General features: G+C 59.3%; 11 protein-coding genes. 4 read left to right on the forward strand and 7 right to left on the reverse strand.

Features of this window, described 5'->3' with window-relative positions; all coding sequences use genetic code 11:
- Positions 1 to 40 precede the first annotated feature (40 nt).
- The 3 genes from BR48_RS0111385 to BR48_RS0111395 all read right to left on the reverse strand — a co-directional run bounded on the left by BR48_RS0111385 (position 41) and on the right by BR48_RS0111395 (position 3,119).
- Positions 41 to 247 (reverse strand): hypothetical protein, encoded by a 207-nt coding sequence (locus BR48_RS0111385; protein WP_027231411.1) that lies wholly within the window; start codon positions 245 to 247, stop codon positions 41 to 43.
- A complete protein-coding gene (gene sufB / locus BR48_RS0111390) occupies positions 247 to 1,773 on the reverse strand; it encodes a Fe-S cluster assembly protein SufB (protein ID WP_027231412.1) in 1,527 nt (508 codons plus the stop codon). Before sufB ends, BR48_RS0111385 begins: the two co-directional genes overlap by 1 nt.
- 170 nt (positions 1,774 to 1,943) lie before the next feature.
- Entirely contained in the window at positions 1,944 to 3,119 is a 1,176-nt protein-coding gene (locus BR48_RS0111395) for a cysteine desulfurase family protein (RefSeq protein WP_027231413.1), read from the reverse strand.
- A 206-nt stretch (positions 3,120 to 3,325) separates the two neighbouring features.
- Between BR48_RS0111395 and BR48_RS0111400 the strand changes: the two genes are divergently transcribed.
- Positions 3,326 to 4,000 (forward strand): alpha/beta hydrolase, encoded by a 675-nt coding sequence (locus BR48_RS0111400; RefSeq protein ID WP_027231414.1) that lies wholly within the window; start codon positions 3,326 to 3,328, stop codon positions 3,998 to 4,000.
- A gap of 56 nt (positions 4,001 to 4,056) precedes the next feature.
- Here BR48_RS0111400 and BR48_RS0111405 read toward each other — a convergent pair whose 3' ends face one another.
- On the reverse strand, positions 4,057 to 5,187 hold the full coding sequence (locus tag BR48_RS0111405) for an anhydro-N-acetylmuramic acid kinase (RefSeq protein WP_027231415.1): 1,131 nt from the start codon (positions 5,185 to 5,187) through the stop codon (positions 4,057 to 4,059).
- Positions 5,188 to 5,287: 100 nt separating this feature from the next.
- Between BR48_RS0111405 and tyrS the strand changes: the two genes are divergently transcribed.
- Entirely contained in the window at positions 5,288 to 6,541 is a 1,254-nt protein-coding gene (gene tyrS, locus BR48_RS0111410) for a tyrosine--tRNA ligase (RefSeq protein WP_027231416.1), read from the forward strand.
- A gap of 8 nt (positions 6,542 to 6,549) precedes the next feature.
- On the opposite strand, the gene BR48_RS0111415 is transcribed toward tyrS, so the two are convergent.
- Positions 6,550 to 9,870, reverse strand: a complete 3,321-nt coding sequence (locus BR48_RS0111415) for a DUF3971 domain-containing protein (RefSeq protein ID WP_051614886.1) — start codon at positions 9,868 to 9,870, stop codon at positions 6,550 to 6,552.
- A 200-nt stretch (positions 9,871 to 10,070) separates the two neighbouring features.
- Here BR48_RS0111415 and bcp point away from each other — a divergent pair, with 200 nt between their 5' ends.
- Positions 10,071 to 10,544 (forward strand): thioredoxin-dependent thiol peroxidase, encoded by a 474-nt coding sequence (bcp, locus tag BR48_RS0111420; protein WP_027231418.1) that lies wholly within the window; start codon positions 10,071 to 10,073, stop codon positions 10,542 to 10,544.
- Positions 10,545 to 10,662: 118 nt separating this feature from the next.
- Positions 10,663 to 11,934, forward strand: coding sequence for a M23 family metallopeptidase (locus tag BR48_RS0111425; protein ID WP_027231419.1), 1,272 nt, complete (start codon positions 10,663 to 10,665; stop codon positions 11,932 to 11,934).
- A gap of 10 nt (positions 11,935 to 11,944) precedes the next feature.
- On the opposite strand, the gene prfB is transcribed toward BR48_RS0111425, so the two are convergent.
- Positions 11,945 to 13,073 (reverse strand): peptide chain release factor 2 gene (prfB, locus tag BR48_RS0111430; RefSeq protein WP_113280744.1). Its coding sequence is split into 2 segments (ribosomal slippage): positions 11,945 to 13,003 and positions 13,005 to 13,073, totalling 1,128 coding nucleotides; the frame shifts between segments, so codons are not numbered across the junction.
- Positions 13,074 to 13,177: 104 nt separating this feature from the next.
- Positions 13,178 to 15,637 (reverse strand): penicillin-binding protein 1A, encoded by a 2,460-nt coding sequence (locus tag BR48_RS0111440; RefSeq protein ID WP_027231421.1) that lies wholly within the window; start codon positions 15,635 to 15,637, stop codon positions 13,178 to 13,180.
- Positions 15,638 to 15,651: the final 14 nt, after the last annotated feature.

A 15,651-nucleotide genomic window follows, 5' to 3' on the forward strand; every position in this document is an offset into this window, starting at 1 on the left:
CTCAATTTCATTTCCAGCATGGATGGCCTGTCGCCATCCCTCAATTCGAATTGTCGCCGCTCAGGCTTTTCAGGCGCTCGACCACGGAGGCGAGCTCCTTGCGGGCCCGGATCAGTTCAGGTTCGAGCACACGTTCGGTCGCCGTGGACGAGCGCGCAAGCGTATCCGTCAATTCCTCGATGACTTCGCCAAGCTCTTCATAGCGCCGGCGCAACCTGTCGAGCTCTTCCTTCGTGGCGATGACCATTAACCGACGCTCCCCTCAAGGCTGATGCCGATGAGCTTCTGCGCTTCTACGGCAAACTCCATTGGCAGCTCCTGGATGACTTCCTTGACGAAGCCATTGACGATGAGCGCGATCGCCTCTTCCTCCGGAATGCCGCGTTGCATCACGTAGAATAGCGCGTCTTCAGAGATCTTCGAGGTGGTCGCTTCGTGCTCGAACTGCGCCGTGGCGTTCTTCGCCTCGATGTAGGGCACGGTGTGGGCGCCGCAATCATTGCCGATCAGCAGTGAATCGCACTGGGTGAAGTTGCGCGCATTCTCGGCCTTCCGGTGCGCCGACACCTGGCCGCGATAGGTATTGTTCGACTTGCCCGCGGAAATGCCCTTCGAAATGATGCGGCTCGACGTGTTCTTGCCGAGATGCAGCATTTTCGTACCGCTGTCGATCTGCTGATGGCCGTTGGAAACGGCAATCGAATAGAATTCGCCGCGCGAATTGTCGCCGCGCAAGATCACGGACGGATATTTCCACGTGATCGCCGATCCGGTTTCGACCTGCGTCCAGGAAATCTTTGAGTTGACGCCACGGCAATCGCCACGCTTGGTGACGAAATTGTAGATGCCGCCCTTGCCTTCCGCATCGCCTGGGAACCAGTTCTGGACCGTCGAATACTTGATTTCGGCGTTGTCGAGCGCAATGAGCTCGACGACTGCAGCGTGCAACTGGTTCTCGTCGCGCTGCGGTGCGGTGCAGCCTTCGAGATAGGAGACGTAAGCGCCTTCCTCGGCGATGATCAGCGTCCGCTCGAACTGTCCAGTATCCCGCTCATTGATGCGGAAATAAGTGGAAAGCTCCATCGGGCAGCGCACGCCCTTCGGGACATAGACAAAAGAACCGTCGGTAAATACCGCCGAATTCAGCGTCGCATAGAAGTTGTCGGAGACCGGAACCACCGATGCCAGATACTTCTGGACGAGTTCCGGATATTCGCGGATCGCTTCCGAGATCGAACAGAAGATGACGCCTGCCTTGGCAAGCTCGGCTCGGAACGTCGTCACGACCGAAACGCTGTCGAACACGGCGTCGACCGCGACACGGCCTGACTTGTAGACGTTGTCGCTGACCTCTTCGCCGTCCGAAGTGCTCGGTTCGCCCTGCTTGCGCACGCCCGCAAGGATTTCCTGCTCTTTCAGCGGAATGCCAAGCTTCTCATAGGTACGTAGGAGTTCGGGATCGACCTCGGCAAGCGACGTCGGCCCGGTCTGGTTCTTCGGCCCGGCGAAGTACACCATGTCCTGGAAGTCGATCTTCGGATAGTTGACGCGCGCCCATGTGGGCTCTTCCATCGTCAGCCAGCGCTCATAGGCCTTGAGACGCCATTCCAGCATCCATTCAGGCTCATTCTTCTTGGCAGAGATAAAGCGAATTATATCTTCGTTAAGGCCCTTCGGCGCCTTATCCATTTCGATAAGGGTTTCAAAGCCATATTTGTACTGGTCCACGTCAAGGGTGCGGACCCGATCAATAGTTTCCTGCACGGCAGGCATTGGCGTTCTCCATCCACGCGGGGTTCAAGGTCCCGCAGTTGCAAACGTCAAGGCGTATGTCGTCTTGAATATTTGCTCCGTATGTAGTGCGCAATTGCGCGATTTAACACCCGGCTAACGCCGGATTTTTTCGGTTATCGACCGTCAACCTTGGTCGATAGCCGGAATTTCTAGGCCGCATCCACGGCAACAGGTTTCGAGCGGTCGCGGCGTGCGACGATTTTAGCCAATGCGTCGAGAAACGACGCAACGTCGTTTTCATCCGTGTCGGACGCTGTCGAAACTCGGAGGGCACCGGTGCCGCCACCAAAACCCATGGCGGCAAGCACATGGCTGGGGCCGACCTTGCCCGAAGAACAGGCGGACCCCGCCGATAGCGCGATTCCCGCAAGATCAAAAGCGATCTGCGCGGTTTCCGCCTTCATGTCGCTCAGCGAAAAGAAGGTTGTATTCGGCAAGCGGTTGGCTCCCTCGCCATGGATGATCGCATCCGGCGCGATAGACTTGATACCCTGCTCGATGGTGTCGCGCGTTCTGAGGGACCAGCCTTCGGCGTTCAGACGCTTCGTCGCAACCTCTGCCGCGGCCCCAAAACCTGCAATGACCGGCAGAGCTTCAGTGCCGGCCCGATGACCCTTTTCCTGGCCGCCACCGCGCACAAGTGCACGCGGCATGACCAGATCGGACACGGCCACAATGGCGCCGACGCCTTTTGGACCACCGATCTTGTGTGAAGACAGGATGAGATAGTCTGCCGAAGTATCGGATATACTAAGTGGAACCCGTCCGGCCGCCTGAACGGCGTCAACGACGAACAAGCCCCCGGACGCTTTCACGACCTTGCCGATCTCGGCAGTTGGCTGGATAACACCGGTCTCGTTGTTCGCAGCCTGGACGGCCACCAGCGGCAGCCCCGCGCTCCGATCGTGGGCCTCAAGGGCGCCGCGCAGGAAATCGATATCAAGAATGCCGTTGCTGTCCACAGGAACAATAGTGATCTGATCCGCGGGAAACTGGCCGCCTGCGAGAATGCACGGATGCTCGCTCGCGCCAGCATAGAGGTGCGAAAGGCGCATCGGCGCCCGTCCCATAATGAAATGCGGGGTCAGGAGGGTTGAAGCTGCCTCGGTTGCACCCGATGTAAAGAACACGTGGTCTGGCTTTGCGGCGACAAGCGCGGCGACATTCCGGCGAGCGGTTTCCAGAATGGCCTTTGCCGCCCGGCCTTCCTGGTGAACGGACGATGGATTACCCGTCTGCATGAGCGCCTGGACGACAGCATCGCGAGCCGCCGGGATCAGCGGCGCGCTTGCATTGTAGTCCAAATAGGCGCGATTGCCGGCCATGGGTGGTCCTTGATCCTGTTCTTTATGAACACCGCGCTGCACAAAGCGCAATTTCCTTGAATTTTTGCCTCGGAACAGCCTATTAAGCCGCTTCGAGCAAAAATTCTATACCAGTTTTGAACGGTTCTAAACTGGTTTTATGGGCGCAGTTGGTTGCCGTCAAGTCCGGTCAACTACAACCGCCTGTGGCAAAGAGTGGAGTATACATGCCTGAAGTAATTTTCAATGGACCAGCGGGCCGTCTCGAGGGCAGATATCAGCCTTCGACGGAAAAAAACGCGCCGATCGCGATTGTCCTCCACCCTCATCCACAATTCGGCGGCACAATGAACAACAAGATCGTCTACGATCTGTTCTACATGTTCCAGCAGCGCGGCTTCACGACCCTGCGCTTCAACTTCCGCGGCATCGGTCGCAGCCAGGGCGAATTCGATCATGGTTCGGGGGAATTGTCGGACGCCGCCGGCGCGCTCGACTGGGTGCAGTCGCTGCATCCGGACTCGAAGACCTGCTGGGTGGCAGGCTATTCGTTCGGCGCGTGGATCGGCATGCAGCTCCTGATGCGCCGGCCGGAGATCGAGGGTTTCATCTCCGTCGCGCCGCAGCCCAACACCTATGATTTCTCGTTCCTCGCACCCTGCCCCTCATCCGGCCTGATCCTTCACGGCGACCAGGACAAGGTGGCACCGCCCAAGGACGTGCAAGGTCTGGTCGACAAGCTGAAGACCCAGAAGGGCATTACGATCACGCAAAAGACCATGGTCGGCGCCAACCATTTCTTCTCCGGCATGACCGATGAAGTCATTGCCGAATGTTCGGACTATCTGGACCGCCGCCTGAACGGCGAACTAGTTGAAGCCAAGCCGAAACGGCTGCGATAACGGGCTCCAAGACTACGGATCCTCGGGACAGGCCCGAGGATCATGGTGAGCCGGATCTACCTCCGACCGGCAATTACCCCGCCCGACACCGGCACTTTGCAGCCCGTCGTCGTCGGCCAGGTCAAGGGCAGCCCGTCGAGTGCACGAACGGCGAGGTAGGCCCAGGCCTCAGCCTCCATCGAATCACCATTGAAACCCAAATCTTCGGCGACGACGACCTTCGCGCCCGAAAGCCGCGCGCCTTCCGCCAGATCCTTCAGGATCGTTGCGTTCTTTCGCCCGCCGCCGCATATGATCCAGAGCGACGGCGTTTCAGGTGCATAGGCGCCCGCCTTCAAGATGGCGTCGGCCGTCACTCTCGCCAGCGTTCGCGCCCCATCAGCAAGCTCGGCATTTCCGAGTTCCTCCAGGGTAAAATCATTGCGGTCCAGCGATTTCGGCGGCCGCAAATTGAAGAACGGTTTCGTCAGATAGCGTGTCACGGCCGCGCCTACGATCTCGCCCTCACTCGCAATGGCGCCGCCCGCATCATAGGCAATCCCGGCGCGGTCCTCGACCCACTGATCAATCAGCGTATTGCCCGGTCCCGTATCGAAAGCGATCGGATCGCCCTTCGAAGGCACGATCGTCACGTTGGAAATACCGCCGATGTTGACGAAGACCACCGGCCGGCCGTGGCTGAGTTCAGCGGGAACATGCCGCGCAAGCGCACTGTGATAGGCCGGCACCAGCGGCGCACCCTGACCGCCATGCACCATATCGTTGGCACGCATGTCGTAGACGATGGGAATGCCGGTCACTTTGGCAAGAAGTTCTCCGTTACCCAATTGGACAGTCAAGCCTTCGCTTGGTCGATGCAAAACCGTCTGGCCATGAAACCCAATAATATCAACGTCTTTCGCTTCGATGTTCTGACCGGACAGAAACTGCCTCACGGCATTGCCGTGCCGCCGCGTCAGCTCTTCTTCGATCTGCGCGAGCATTCCCGGCCGCTCATCGCGCCGATGCATGGCCTTAGCCTCGCTGAGCGACGCTTCAATGCGGCGGCGGAATGCGGTCTCGTAGGGCGTGAAGCCGGACGGGCCCCGCACGACATCGCCGCCCCCATCAGTTTCGACGAGCGCGATATCGATACCGTCCATCGACGTTCCGCTCATCAGCCCGATTGCACGCCGTATTGCCGCCAAGACACTGCCTTTCTTGTGATTCGATTGAGAATGATGTTAAACGGCAGCGTCTGTTAAGGCACATGCTTTGTGCCGTTTGATTCAATCAGGAAAACCCGAAATGTCTGCCTTCAAATCCGAGTTTCTGCACACGCTTTCCACGCGCGGCTTCATCCATCAGACCTCCGACGATGCGGGTCTGGATGCGCTCTTCGCCAAGGAAACCGTGTCTGCCTATATCGGCTTTGATCCGACGGCATCGAGCCTTCATGCGGGCGGCCTGATACAGATCATGATGCTTTACTGGATGCAGAAAACCGGCCATCGCCCTGTCGCCCTGATGGGCGGCGGTACCGGCATGGTCGGCGACCCGTCTTTCAAGGACGAGGCGCGCAAGCTGATGACGCCCGAGACAATTCAGTCCAACATCGATGGCATCAAGCGCGTATTCACCAATTATCTCACCTTTGGCGACGGTCCCCGTGACGCGCTGATGGTCAACAATGCCGAATGGCTTCTGCCGCTCAACTACCTCGAATTCCTGCGCGACGTCGGCCAGCACTTTTCGGTCAACCGCATGCTGTCATTTGATTCGGTCAAGCAGCGGCTCGATCGCGAGCAATCGCTGTCGTTCCTCGAGTTCAACTACATGATCCTGCAGGCCTATGATTTCGTCGAGCTCAACAAGCGCTATGGCCTGCGCCTGCAAATGGGCGGCTCGGACCAGTGGGGCAACATCGTCAACGGCATCGACCTCGGCCATCGTCTGGGAACGCCGCAGCTCTACGCCCTCACCTCGCCGCTGCTGACGACATCTTCAGGTGCGAAGATGGGCAAGTCGATGAACGGCGCCGTATGGCTCAACGCCGAACTCTTGAGCCCCTACGATTTCTGGCAATACTGGCGCAATACCGAAGACGCCGATGTGGAGCGCTTCCTGAAGCTATACACGACACTGCCGGTCGACGAGATTAGCCGGCTTAGCGCCTTGGGCGGTGCGGAGATCAACGAGACCAAGAAGGTCCTGGCCACCGAAGTGACGAGTCTGCTGCATGGCCGGAAGGCTGCTGAAGAAGCAGCCGAGACCGCGCGCAAGACTTTCGAGGAAGGCGCTCTTGCGACCAGCCTGCCGACAGTCGAGATCGCCGCAAGCGAACTTGAGGCCGGAATTGGTATCTTGACCCTTATTGTCAAGGCCGGGCTCGCCACTTCCAACGGCGAAGCGCGCCGCCATGTCCAGGGAGGCGCAGTTCGTATCAATGACGCTGCCGTAGCGGACGAGCGGGCTCAGGTCGGCGCTTCGGAGGTGACCGGCGATGGCGTCATCAAGCTCTCGCTCGGCAAGAAGAAGCACATCCTCATTCGCCCGGTCTGATCAAGTCCCTACTGGAACTCGAAGATCGAACGAAAGATGCCAGGAGCAATCACGGAGATCGGGTTGACGATGATCTGCGGTTGCTTCAGCGGTCCCTGCAGCCGGTAGGTTATGCCGATGAGGCCGCGGTCGCGGCCATTGCCGAGGAACATGCCGAGGATCGGCAACTCGCCGAAGATTCGATTGATGCCGTAGGCCGGCATGAATGTTCCGGTCAGGTTCATGTTCCCGGCCGGATCGCTAAGAACGCCCTGAAACGTCGTGCCGATCGTCGGCCCACGGATCACGCCATTTGCTAGATTGATGTAGTTCGAGCCTTTCTCGATCTGCGAGAAGCCGCGATCGAACGTCACGCGCGACACGTCGATGTTCTTCTGCACGGCATCGTTGAGGCTTGTGCCGTTTGGCGAGGTTGACACCAGTTTGGCGAGCCGCGGCTCGTTCACGAGCGTGAAGTTCTGGGCATCGACCTGCCCGCGCAACGGCCCGTCGCCTTTGGAGTCGAGGGCAACGCTGATGCTGCCGCCTTGCATCTTCTCGTAAAATCCGAAGAAACGCAGCACCGCACCGGCTTCGCGCGACTGAAGGTTGATAGAGCGGGCGCCGCTCCCGGAACTATCCGTCGCAATCACCTTCTGGCCGGATTTGCTGATCGCGTTGAAGGCGAGACCCGAAACATTTGAGCCGACGCCCTCGTAGGAAAGCGAGACATTGCTGAAGGTTTCCTGATAAAATCCGACGACATTGTCGATGTCGGCATTTATCAGCACTCTCTGCTTGCCACCTGCCTCGCTGTTCTTCTGCTTCTTGTCCGTGATCTGATTAAGCAAAGGCCGCGCGTCGAACGCATTGCCCTTCACATCGACGCGGAAGCCATATTGCGTCCGCGCCACCTTGACCGTGATGTCGTCGCCGCGATTGAGTTTGACGTTATTGAAATCTGCCGAGCTCAAATCGCCGCCGACGACCTTGACATCGCCCTGGATGCGGAACGTGTCGCCCGCAATATCGAGATCCTTGATGATTGCCGTATCGCCGTCCTGCTGCAGGGCGAACTTTGCGGTGGCCTTCACACCGGCGCCCTTGGTCCAGCCGATTTGCGCCAGTTTTATCTCGGCCTTGGTCAAGTCCGCCGTTGCAACACGCGCGCCATCGGCACCCTTTGAAATATCGACCGAAATCGGGCCGGACAGCAGCGGGTCGAGCGCAGGAAACAGCGCATTGCGTGTCTTGTCGTCGAGCCGCAAGGTGACGTTCTGCTCGCGCTTCGCCGCGTTGCCGCCCAAGGGCTCGAACAGCTCCACATCGGCGGGGATGCCGTTGAGTTTGGCTTCAGCATCAAGGCTCGCCCCTTCGCGGGTAACCGAAAGCGAACCATTTGCATCCGTGATCAACTGTCCGTCGATTTTCTTGGCGAGGTCGATGTTGGAGAGCGCCATCTCGGCGGTATAGGTGAGGCTACCCGGGGGCGCGCGCCGCGTAATCGGGAATGAGACGAGCACGTGTGCCTTGACGTTCCCTTTGATGTCATCGGGCGTGAACGGCAGGTTTTTTACGGCGTTTATGGGCTTGTAGCCGATGATTTCCGTGACGGCGGAAGCGTCGCCCGCAAGATTAAGGTCAAGATCGGCGAGCACCGGCCGTTGCGGTCCCCACGGAATGACCAGCGTGCCGCCGACAATATGTGCTTCGCGGTTGTTCGGGGTAATCGCAACGCCGTTCTCCAGGGAGATCGTCGTGCGCGCGCCGCGCACGCTGATCTTTCCGTCGGCATTGCTGACCGGCGGCAGTTCACCGACGATATTGAAGTGCGACCCCTGGACAGCAAAATCCGCCTGCAGTTCATCGGCTTCGAGCGGCGGCGGCTTGCCGGGGCCGTTGAACCGGCCGGCCGCGAAATTCAAGTCGATCCTGCTGTCACTGGTCGTTCCGCCGGAGAGATTTTCGAGAACCCACCGCCGCGCGCCGGTAGCGACCCAAACGGGCCATAACTGTTTGGCATGGGCGACGGGCATCTGTGGGATCTGCAGCGACATTTGCATGGCCGGCGTGCCATTGCCAAACGTCGCCTTGGCAAAACCTGTCAATTCGCTGTCTTCGCCAGCGCGTACGGAAATCCTCGGGATATCGAGCAATTTTTGCGACGGCACGTATCGTCCCGACAAGCCGGCATCGAATGCCAGCGCCGGTTCGCTCGAGTCCTGCGGCGAAGACGTTGCTTGGTTGGTACCAAGTTCGAACCGATAAGCCGGTTCCGCCGGATTTGCCGCGTCCGGGGTAATCGCGCCCGTGACAATTCCCTTGAATGCACCGAAATGCAGCGTCGAAGGCTTGAGATCGATAGCCTTCGACCCAACAGCATGCTCGAAATTGATCTGCGCCGCGACAGCCATATCGTCGACATTGCCGATTGAAACCGGGCCTTCGCCTATGTTGAGCGCGCCCCAGACGCGGGCCGGCTCGCTCGCCGACCCGGCAAGACCATCGAGTTTGATTTCGGCGAGATTGTCATAGGCAAGATAGGCGCCGTCAGGCTTGATGCCGTCGACATCGGGCACAGGCGCATTGCCGAAGGTGCCTTGGAGAGGAATTTTGCTGATGTCGAGCGAAAACGCTTCGATTTTCGCGCCGACGGCCGAGCGCTTTGCCTGTGCGGCAATGGCGATTTGCTTGCCTCGCCACTCGACCGTTCCGTTGATGGCGACAGGCCCGCCAGTCTCTGACAGATCGAGATTGACGATCCGCAGTCGCTCCGGTGCACCGGCGATGGTGAAATCAAACGATGTGTCGGTGATGGTAATGTCGCGTGTCTCGCGCTGATCGAGAAGCGACACCGCGCTTTCAAGTCCCGAGAAGATCAGGCGCGAGGCGCCATCGAGATCGACGAGACCCTGCGCGTCCCAGGGAACGAGGGTCATGAAATCGAAGGGTACCTTCGAGGTAACCTTGATCTCGGCACCGTCGAGTTCGAGGCGCTCGACCTTGACGTTGCCTTGCAACAGCGGCAGCGTCGCCAGACCGATCCGCACGGAACGGACATTGTTTATTTCGATGCCGCGCTTCGCGTCGGCAATGTTGACGTCCCTTGCCTCGAGGGCGAGGTGATGGCGCTGGTCGAGTGATATCTGCGCCGACTGGATCGTTGCCGCGGTCTCCGGGCCGACAACCGATTTCAACGCCGCCTGCGTGCGCCGGGTCAGGGCTTCGCCGCCTATACCGACCCGCAGAACCGTAAAGGCTATGCCTCCAAGAATGGCGACAAGAATGATGAATGAAAAGCAGGCGTTCGTTGCAATATGCAAACGCGAACGACGCCGCGGTGTCGCCACGGGAACCCTGCCGCGCTTATGAGCTGACGGGTAACGATGAAGTTTTGTGAAGTCGCGCTTCGTGAAGCGGACTTTTTCCGGTTTCTCTGTCAAATTCCCAAGCCAATTGAGGAATCATATGGGAAACCGTAGACGATTCCCTTGCCTCTGTAGTTGCGTAACTGAGGCGGGCATTCAATAATCAAAAGAAAGGCATTCATATGACAGTTCTGGACACTGGAAGCATCGCTCCGGACTTCACCCTGCCCCGCGATGGCGGCGGCGACATCACACTGTCCGCGCTGCGCGGCAAGCCGGTCGTGCTCTATTTCTACCCGAAGGACGACACGAGCGGCTGTACCCAGGAGGCGATCGAATTTTCCGGCCTCAAGCCGCAGTTCGAAGCGCTCGGCGCCACGGTTATCGGCATGTCTCCTGACGCCGTGAAAAAGCACGAAAAATTCAAGAAAAAGCATGATCTGAAGGTCGATCTCGTGGCGGACGAGGACAGGAAGATCATCGAGGCCTATGGGCTCTGGGTCGAAAAGAGCATGTACGGCCGCAAATATATGGGCGTAGAACGCACGACTTTCCTCATCGATGCGAGCGGAAAAATTGCCCGGGTGTGGAACAAGGTCAAGGTTCCCGGCCACGCCGCGGAGGTTCTCGAGGCGACGCTGGCGCTCAAAAGCTGATTTCGTCGCTTTTTCATTGCGAATTCAATGAGAATGCACGGCTCTGTCAGGATTTATTAACCCTAACAGAGTGTAGTGATTTGCAGGAATTCAGCTGCGGATCGACGAACACACAGCCATGAAAAAGGTCAGGAGCTCCAGCATCTTCGGCACGATCAAGGAACCGCATACAATCATCATTGCGCGGGGCGAAACGATCCGCCATTTCAGCGTGAAGCCCTGGGCCGCGCTCCTCGGCGGGTCGCTGGCCGTGGGCTTTGCCGGAACCTACATCCTTGCGACATCCTACCTCGTTTTCCGCGATCAGCTCATAACCGGAAGCGTCGCCCGGCAGGCGCAGATCGAGCGCGCCTACGAGGATCGCATCGCCGCGCTCCGCACACAGCTCGACCGCGTCACCAGCCGCCAGCTTCTCGACCGGAAACTGGTCGAGGGCAAGGTTGCAGAATTGGTTCAGCGCCAGAAGCGCCTGACCGAGCAGCACCAGAAGCTCGCGCCCATGCTCAAACGCGCCGGCAATAGCTTGCCGGCTGACGTTACTCCACACCTCGCGATGGACAGCGATGCCGACAATATTGTCAGGTCCGAGGACGCCGATGCCTTCTATGGTATCGATCCTATCATAACCGGCCCAACGTCGACGACGCAAAAGCCCGCGCCGCGTGACGACAAGGCGAAAGCCAAGGTCAACAAGGCCGGACTGCTCGATTCCGTCGACCATTCGCTCGCGGCGATCGAAACCAAGCAGTCCCGCCAGATGCAGACGCTGTCCAATTCGGCCTATGAAACCGCCGACAAGATCATGGACGCGCTTGCTGCGACGGGAATCAAACGGGCGGCCGGCGGTGAGACTGCCGGCGCGGGCGGCCCACTCATTCTGGCGAGCTTTAACCCGACCGCGCCATTCGACACGAAACTCGCCGATTTGAATGATGCGTTGCACCGTCTTGAAGGCGCAAAGAAGCTGGCAAAGGCGGTCCCCATCGCCAACCCGGCGCCGGGCATGCCCGTATCAAGCTCCTTTGGCGTGCGCAGAGACCCGCTCATCGGCATGATGGCTTTTCACTCGGGCATGGATTTCCGCGCAATAGCGGGAACGTCGGTTCTTGCCACGGCCAACGGAACCGTGACTGCCGCCGAATATGCCGGCGGTTACGGCAATATGGTCGAGATCGACCACGGCAACGGGCTCGTTACGCGTTACGGCCATATGAGCCAGATCCTCGTCAAGACGGGCCAGCGCGTCAAGCTCGGTGACGTTCTCGGTAAGGTCGGGAGCACAGGACGCTCAACCGGCCCGCACCTCCATTACGAAGTGCGCAGGAATGGCAACGCCGTCGATCCGACGACCTTCCTCGCCATCGGCCGGCAGATCGCTGCCGACCTCTGAGAATGCGGTTTTAGGCGATATCCTCGACGACCACGTCTGATCCATGAACGCGGTGCGCCAAGGCTGCTTCCATAAACTCGTCCACCTCGCCGTCAAGCACGTCCTGGGGGCTGGTGCTTTCGACACCGGTGCGCAGATCCTTCACCAGCTGGTATGGCTGGAGGACGTAGGAACGGATCTGATGGCCCCAGCCGATGTCGGTCTTCGATGCCGAGATCGCATTTGCGGCTTCTTCGCGCTTTTCAAGCTCGGCCTCGTAGAGGCGGGCCCGCAGCATGGACCATGCGGTCGCACGATTCTTGTGCTGTGAACGTTCAGCCTGGCACTGTACGACGATGCCGGTCGCGATATGCGTGATACGCACCGCTGAATCGGTCGTGTTGACGTGCTGTCCGCCTGCGCCCGACGCGCGGTAGGTATCGATACGAACATCGGATTCGTTGACATCGATGGCGATATTGTCGTCAACGACCGGGTAGACCCAGATGCTGGAAAACGACGTATGGCGGCGCGCATTCGAGTCATAGGGCGAAATGCGCACCAGGCGATGAACACCGGATTCCGTCTTCAGGAGGCCATAGGCATTGTGGCCTTTGACGAGGATCGTGGCGGACTTGATGCCGGCTTCTTCGCCATAGTGAACTTCGAGAAGTTCGACCTTCATGCCCTTGCGTTCCGCCCAGCGGGTATACATGCGTAGGAGCATATTGGCCCAATCCTGGCTCTCGGTGCCGCCTGCACCCGAATGGACTTCGAGGTAACAGTCGTTGGCATCGGCTTCGCCCGAAAGCAGCGTGTCGATCTGGCGGCGATCCACGTCCTGCTTGATGGCCCGGATCGCGGCTTCCGCCTCCGCGACGATCGACCCATCGCCCTCCTCTTCGCCCATGGCGATGAGTTCGACATTGTCATCCAGGGATTGGCTTAAGGTGCGGATCGAGTTGATGCCGTCTTCGAGCTGCTGGCGCTCGCGCATAAGCTTTTGCGCTTCCTGCGCGTCATTCCACAGCGACGGATCTTCGGCAAGCTGGTTCAGATAGCCCAAGCGTTTGATTGAAGCATCCCAGTCAAAGATGCCTCCTCAGCAGGCTTATGGCCTGCTTGATCTCGTCGACCAGCGTCTCGATTTCGGCGCGCATTGGCTGTCCGTTCCTTCTCTGTGCTCGAATTTCGGCGGACCATATTGACTGGTCCGCGCGATGTAAAGTGTTCAGCTCTGCCTGAGATAGTGCGGGCCAGGCGGTCAGAAAAGACCACCGCCACCGCCCTGAATGGCCCGGTTCACGTTTGGCGATTGCACCTCGACAGGTGAGCCTTCCGAGAACGTATCCATGCCGATGACCGAATAGGTGTCAGCAGGACCGGTGCCGGGCTTGAACGCTTCCATGATGACATTCGGGCCGTCCGGCGAGGCGCGCATGCCCGTCTTGCGGTCGATCGGGATGACCGTCATGCCCTCGGGTACGCGGAAATCGACGGAGCGCTGCCCCTGCAGGGCCGCTTCGGCGAATTCCTTGAATACCGGTGCGGCAAGGCCGCTGCCGGTAAAGCCGTGGCCCATCGGCGATGGCGTGTCGTAGCCGAGATAGAGGCCGAAGACGAGGTCGGGCGTGAAGCCGATGAACCAGGCATCCTTCTCGTCATTAGTCGTTCCGGTCTTGCCGGCGATCGGACGATTGAGGCTCTTGAGGATCGTGGCCGTACCGCGCTGCACGACGCCTTCCATCATCGAGGTGATCTGATAGGCAGTCATCGGGTCCAGCACCTGATCGCGGTCGTCGATCAGATCGGGCTCCGGCTGGTCCTTCCATTCGGTGGCCGTGCAGTTTTCGCACTTGCGCTCGTCATGCTTGAACACCGTCTTGCCGTAGCGATCCTGGATGCGGTCGATCATCGATGGCGTAATCTTGCGGCCGCCATTGGCGATGATCGAATAGCCGGTCACCATGCGCAGCACCGTCGTTTCGCCCGAGCCGAGCGCCATGGCAAGAACCGGCAGCATCTTGTCATAGATGCCGAAACGCTCGGCATATTCGGCAACAAGCTTCATGCCCATGTCCTGCGCGAGGCGGACCGTCATCAGGTTGCGCGACTGTTCGATGCCGTAGCGCAGCGTCGATGGGCCGGCAAACTTTCCGCCATAGTTCTTCGGCGCCCATATGCCAAGGCTGCCGCCCTGGTCGATCGAGATCGGACCATCAAGCACGACCGAGGCTGGCGTATAGCCATTATCGAGCGCGGCGGAGTAGACGAACGGCTTGAACGAGGAGCCGGGCTGACGCATCGCCTGCGTCGCGCGATTGAATTCGGATTCGGCAAAGGAGAAGCCGCCGACCATGGCAAGAACGCGTCCCGTATGCGGGTCCATCGCAACAGCGCCGCCGGCGATCTTGGGCACCTGGCGCAGTTGGAAGGCATCGTTGCTGCCCTCCTTCTTCTCAACAAAGACCACATCGCCGACATTGAGCACGCCCTCGAGTGACTTTGCCGACGAGCGCTTGCCGTCGATGAGCAGCTTCAAGGCCCATTTTGCGTCGGCCGCGTCGATCGTGCCCTGCTTGCGCTCGCTGACGACCTTGCCGGAAGTCTCGCGGTCGGGCTGCAGACCGATCGTCGCCTGCTGCGGCGTTACCTCGAGCACGACGGCAAGCTGCCATTCCGGCACGTCGGAAAACGCCTTGATCTCGGACAGCGGAATGCCCCAGTCGCCATTGGTTGAAATGGTCCTGTAGGCGCCGCGATAGCCGCGCGCCTCGTCATATTTGAAGAGCCCGTGCTGCAGGGCCTTACGCGCCATGACCTGCAGCTTCGGGTCGAGCGTGGTACGAACCGAAAGGCCGCCTTCATAGAGCGCGTTCTCGCCATATTTGGCGATGATCTGGCGGCGAACCTCTTCGCTGAAATACTCGGATGCAAATAGATAGTTGCCAGTGTGCCGCGGCGTAACGCCGAGCGGCTCGGCTTTCGCTTCGGTAGCTTCTTCCGCCGTCACATAGCCGTTCTCGGCCATGCGATCGATGACCCAGTTGCGTCGCTCGATCGCACGCTCCGGCTGGCGGAACGGATGGTAGTTGGAAGGTCCCTTCGGAAGGGCTGCGAGATAGGCAGCCTCCGCCACGGTCAGTTCATTCACCGACTTGTTGAAATATGTCAGAGCGGCGCCCGCAATCCCGTAGGAGTTGAGGCCGAAGAAAATCTCGTTGAGGTAAAGTTCGAGAATGCGGTCTTTCGAATAGGCCTGCTCGATGCGGAACGAGAGGATCGCTTCCTTCACCTTGCGGCCAATGGTCTGGTCATTGCTCAGGAGAAAATTCTTGGCGACCTGCTGCGTGATGGTCGATGCACCAACAGGCCGGCGCGTGCCGTAGTTCTGGATATTGGTAAGGACAGCGCGGAACAGTCCACTAATGTCGACGCCCGGATGCTGATAGAAATTCTTGTCTTCGGCCGAAATGAAGGCAGCTTTGACCCGGTCAGGAACCGCCTGGATCGGCAAATAAAGCCGGCGCTCGCGCGCAAATTCCGCCATAAGCTGGCCGTCGGATGCATGAACGCGGGTCATGACCGGCGGTTCGTACTTGGCCAGAACTTCGTAGTCCGGCAGATCCTTGGAGATGCTGACGACGTAAAGGGCCGCGCCGGCAGCGGCGATCAGCGCCATAACCGTGCCGATTCCGAAAAAATATCCGATCAAGCGTATCATAAGTATCCGGAACC

It is taken from the genome of Phyllobacterium sp. UNC302MFCol5.2 (assembly GCF_000686005.1).
Lineage (GTDB): Bacteria > Pseudomonadota > Alphaproteobacteria > Rhizobiales > Rhizobiaceae > Phyllobacterium > Phyllobacterium pellucidum.

Bases quoted from the DNA above. Each gene is read 5' to 3' on its own strand.
- BR48_RS0111385 (WP_027231411.1), bottom strand. From the start codon at position 247: ATGGTCATCGCCACGAAGGAAGAGCTCGACAGGTTGCGCCGGCGCTAT.
- sufB (WP_027231412.1), bottom strand. From the start codon at position 1,773: ATGCCTGCCGTGCAGGAAACTATTGATCGGGTCCGCACCCTTGACGTG.
- BR48_RS0111395 (WP_027231413.1), bottom strand. From the start codon at position 3,119: ATGGCCGGCAATCGCGCCTATTTGGACTACAATGCAAGCGCGCCGCTG.
- BR48_RS0111400 (WP_027231414.1), top strand. From the start codon at position 3,326: ATGCCTGAAGTAATTTTCAATGGACCAGCGGGCCGTCTCGAGGGCAGA.
- tyrS (WP_027231416.1), top strand. From the start codon at position 5,288: ATGTCTGCCTTCAAATCCGAGTTTCTGCACACGCTTTCCACGCGCGGC.
- bcp (WP_027231418.1), top strand. From the start codon at position 10,071: ATGACAGTTCTGGACACTGGAAGCATCGCTCCGGACTTCACCCTGCCC.
- BR48_RS0111425 (WP_027231419.1), top strand. From the start codon at position 10,663: ATGAAAAAGGTCAGGAGCTCCAGCATCTTCGGCACGATCAAGGAACCG.
- BR48_RS0111440 (WP_027231421.1), bottom strand. From the start codon at position 15,637: ATGATACGCTTGATCGGATATTTTTTCGGAATCGGCACGGTTATGGCG.